Origin of the sequence: Roseibium sp. (genome assembly GCF_025698965.1) — a bacterium.
GTDB lineage: Bacteria > Pseudomonadota > Alphaproteobacteria > Rhizobiales > Stappiaceae > Roseibium.
The window spans coordinates 1-4,170 of the sequence record NZ_JAILWL010000539.1; the positions used below are offsets into that span (position 1 = coordinate 1).

Here is a 4,170-nt window from a genome sequence, read left to right on the forward strand (position 1 = left end):
TCAGTCAAAGACATGGATCGGGTAGTACGAAACAGGACTTTCGCCCCCACTGCGTCCTCGATGCGCTTGAGCGCCTGACTTACGGCAGATTTTGTCAAACCGCATTGCTGTGCGGCAACGGTGATGCTGCGGGCTTCCGCAACGCTCAGAAAGATCAGCAGATCGTTTGAATTCGGCAACATTGTACAATGATACTAAACAAAGATTCCGCACAATCAAGCTTGTTTCATCGAAACAAACGCAGAAATATGAGGCCAGTTTAGTTCAACCGTTGGGACAAAGACATGACAACAGAAATCGAAGCCGCCGCTCTTGAGAAATTGTCGAACTGGAAATCCGCTTTTAACACCGGCAACGCCGCCGGCTGTGCCGCCTGTTACGAGGAGGACGCGCTCATGGTGGCAACGCCGTTCGGTGAGTTCAAGGGGCGCGCCGCCATTCAGGCTTTTTGGGCCGATCTGATCGAAAAAGGCTTTGCTGATGTAGCCTACAAGGATGCCAAGGTCGATGTGCTCAATGACAAGGAAGCCATCATTTCCGCGTCCTGGAGCATGAACAATACGCATGGCATCATCACCAAGGAACACTGGGTGCTTCAAGACGACGGCACCGCACTGCTGCGTGAAGACAGATTTGAGGTGCAAGGCTGATTCAATGACCAAGGCGAGCATCTCCGCTCTTTCCCTGAATGTGAATGACCCTGAAGGGTTGGCGCAATTTTATTGCGAGTTTCTCGGAATGCACCGTCTCGAAGCGGATGATGCCGTCGCCGTTGGTTATGGCAAAGATGGCGCGGTGTTGAACCTGATACAGGCCTCGGCACCCGGCAATTATCACCCGGGTCAACAGGACCGATATTGGAAAATTGCCATAACTTTGCCGGATCTGGATTTTGCCCACGCGCAATTGTCCGATCGGGGTATCTCCAGCACCACACCGCACCAGTTTCGTGACATTGCCTACATGAGTCATCTGGCGGACCCGGAAGGGCATGTAATCGAACTGATCCAGCACAGCTTTGAAGGCAATCCACGAACCAGGACCGGAGACAATACGGCCCCACTTGGCGGTGGAGCGGAAATCGGCTTGATCACGCTGCGCACCGACAACATTGAGACAGACCTGACTGAATGCCGGGAAGCCCTTGGAATGCGCTATCTGTCACGACAGGCAGTGACGGACCTCGGCTTTGACCTCTATTTCGTTGGTCTGTGCGATGAAACACAGCCCAATTCCGACGTCAACGCGATCGAAAACCGGGAATGGTTGTGGCAACGCCCCTATACGGTGCTTGAGTTTCAGCACCTGCTGAGCGGATCTGTTTTGACCCGTCCAAAACACGCGACGGGAGCGGCATGTGTGCATATTCAACACACCGATGGCACCGAGACCGTTTTCCGGTGACTGGGCTTGGCACCTGCAATTGCGGCTGAATGGCAAGTTTGAAGAGCACCCACGACCGACCTCGGAACGAATTCGCCTCCGATCTCTTTCCAAAACACCAAACACCTCTTGCACCACACACTCGCCGCGATTAGTCATGGCGAGAATTCTCACTTCGAGAGCTTCTTTCGCGTTCTGCAATTTCCGGACGCTTGTCCAAAACAGGAGCCGCAACCAGGCGATTGCTCACACCGCAGCTACACCGTCCGCTGCCTCTATGGGCAAGATCCAAAGACTCAGTGCTTGCTGAAGAGTTTGAAAGGTTCGAAAGTTCTCCTCTCGGTGCGCGAATTTCGGGTTAAGGCTCTTCGATTTCAACCAGCCCCTCCCGTTGCAGGATCAAGGAAATGTTCCCTGATCTCCGCCCCCACCTGTTAGTTATCGGACCTAGTCACATGAAGATCACCAAACTGACCACCTACATCGTTCCTCCACGCTGGTGTTTTTTAAAAATAGAAACAGACGAAGGAGTAACAGGTTGGGGTGAACCGGTTCTGGAAGGCAAGGCGCTCGCGGTTGAGGCCATGGTACACGAACTGAGCGACTATCTTGTCGGCACGGACCCACTCCTGATCGAAGATCATTGGAATGTCATGTATCGGGGAGGGTTTTACCGAGGTGGTGGCATTCACATGTCTGCCATTTCCGGAATTGACCAAGCCCTTTGGGACATCAAGGGCAAGGCAGCGGGACTGCCGGTGCATGCACTTCTTGGTGGCAAATGCCGCGAAAAGATAAAGGTCTATTCCTGGATTGGTGGCGACCGTCCCGCCGATGTAGCCCAAAATGCCAAGGACGTTATGAAACGTGGTTTCAAGGCGATCAAACTGAACGGCTGCGAAGAAATGCAGATCGTCGACAGCAATGCAAAAATTGATGCGGCTGTGGCGACAATTGCGACGATCCGCGACGCGGTCGGATACGATCTCGGCATCGGCGTCGACTTTCATGGTCGCGTTCAAAAACCGATGGCCAAGGTTCTCGCGAAGGAACTTGAGCAGTTTCGCCTGATGTTTATCGAGGAGCCGGTCCTATCGGAGAACAAGGAAGCCCTCAGGGACATTGCCAATCATATTGCAACACCGATTGCCCTTGGCGAACGCCTTTATTCACGCTGGGATTTCAAGTCCGTGCTGCAGGATGGGTATGTCGACGTCATCCAGCCCGACCTGTCGCATGCCGGTGGCATCACGGAGTGCCGGAAGATTGCGACAATGGCAGAAGCCTACGATGTCGCGCTGGCGCCGCACTGCCCTCTTGGTCCCGTTGCACTTGCAGCCTGCCTTCAGGTCGACGCGGTGTCGCACAACGCCTTCATTCAAGAACAGTCGCTTGGCATTCACTACAATTCATCCAACGACATCCTCGATTACATCTCAAACAAGGATGTTTTCCGCTACGAAAACGGCTTCGTCAGTATTCCCGACGGCCCAGGCCTTGGCGTGGAAATCGACGAGGACTACGTGAAGGAACGGGCCAAGACCGGCCACCGCTGGCGCAACCCGGTCTGGCGGCATGAAGACGGGTCAATTGCCGAATGGTGAATGCGGCTAACCATCAACAAACAAACGCCTGAACCGGTCGCCATCCGGCTTGCTGGTGAGATGTTTCGGCGAGGCCGAACAAAAAGAAAGGGCCCGCCAATTGGCGGGCCCTTCCGAGAACTGTATTCGGCGGTCAATTACCGCGAATAGAACTCGACCACCAGGTTCGGTTCCATCTGCACCGGATACGGCACATCAGAGAAACCCGGAACGCGGGTGTAAGTTGCGGTCAGTTTTCCGTGGTCGACATCGACGTAATCCGGCACATCACGCTCGGCGGACTGGGTAGCTTCCAGTACCAAAGCGAGCTGCTTGGACCGTTCGCGAACTTCAACAACGTCACCCGGACGCAGCTGGTAGCTCGGAATGTTGACGCGCTTGCCGTTGACCTTGATGTGGCCGTGGTTGATGAACTGACGAGCAGCAAACACGGTCGGGACAAATTTGGCGCGGTAGATGATTGCGTCGAGACGGCGCTCCAGCAGGCCGATCAGGTTTTCAGAAGTATCGCCTTTCAGACGGGATGCTTCTGCATAGACCTTGCGGAACTGCTTTTCGGAAATGTTGCCGTAATAGCCTTTCAGCTTCTGCTTTGCGCGGAGCTGAACACCGAAGTCGGACAGTTTGCCTTTACGGCGCTGACCGTGCTGGCCAGGACCGTATTCACGCTTGTTGGCCGGGCTCTTCGGACGACCCCAGATGTTTTCGCCCATCCGGCGGTCAATTTTGTACTTAACGCTGTGGCGCTTTGACATCGCGGTTTCCTTTGAATTCGCGTTGTTTTTCTAAAAAGGAAACGCGCCCTCCTTTATCCTCACAATCCGGATATCCGGACGGATCAGATCGACAGGGACCCAGCTAGACGGCGCCGGCTGAATGCCCACGGGTGCGTAGATCCGAAAAGACAAAGCCTTTCGGACCGCGCGGAAATACAGCCTACCCCTTGAAATGTCAACGTCGGATCGGCTTTCGAAGGCAAAGAATTAGGGATTTGCTGAACTTTTTTAGCAACCTGCTCAAGATCCTGAGAAAAGACTTCGAACATCTCTTCTGCCGATTCTGAACGGCCGACACGTCTCCGGCTTTAAAATTACTTACCATGCTCACCAGCCACTCAGGCATGTTAGGCCTAATTCGGGATTTGAAAGTGCCTGAACTTCAAAATCGCAATGCAGACTGAGTC

5 protein-coding genes are annotated in these 4,170 nt (G+C 54.0%); 3 read left to right on the forward strand and 2 right to left on the reverse strand.

Annotated elements, in window-relative coordinates; all coding sequences use genetic code 11:
- A partial coding sequence (locus K5905_RS28925) for a LysR family transcriptional regulator (protein WP_297590922.1) occupies positions 1-182 on the reverse strand: 182 nt, incomplete at its 3' end.
- 102 nt (positions 183-284) lie between these two features.
- On the opposite strand from K5905_RS28925, the gene K5905_RS28930 reads away from it, so the two are divergent.
- From K5905_RS28930 to dgoD, 3 genes are all read left to right on the forward strand, one after another.
- Complete coding sequence (locus tag K5905_RS28930; protein WP_297590924.1) at positions 285-650, forward strand: nuclear transport factor 2 family protein; 366 nt, start codon at positions 285-287, stop codon at positions 648-650.
- A 4-nt stretch (positions 651-654) separates the two neighbouring features.
- Entirely contained in the window at positions 655-1,404 is a 750-nt protein-coding gene (locus K5905_RS28935; protein WP_297590925.1) for a VOC family protein, read from the forward strand.
- Between the two features lie 434 nt (positions 1,405-1,838).
- On the forward strand, positions 1,839-2,987 hold the full coding sequence (gene dgoD, locus K5905_RS28940; protein WP_297590927.1) for a galactonate dehydratase: 1,149 nt from the start codon (positions 1,839-1,841) through the stop codon (positions 2,985-2,987).
- A gap of 137 nt (positions 2,988-3,124) precedes the next feature.
- On the opposite strand, the gene rpsD is transcribed toward dgoD, so the two are convergent.
- A complete protein-coding gene (gene rpsD / locus K5905_RS28945; protein ID WP_297590930.1) occupies positions 3,125-3,742 on the reverse strand; it encodes a 30S ribosomal protein S4 in 618 nt (205 codons plus the stop codon).
- Between the last annotated feature and the right edge of the window lie 428 nt (positions 3,743-4,170).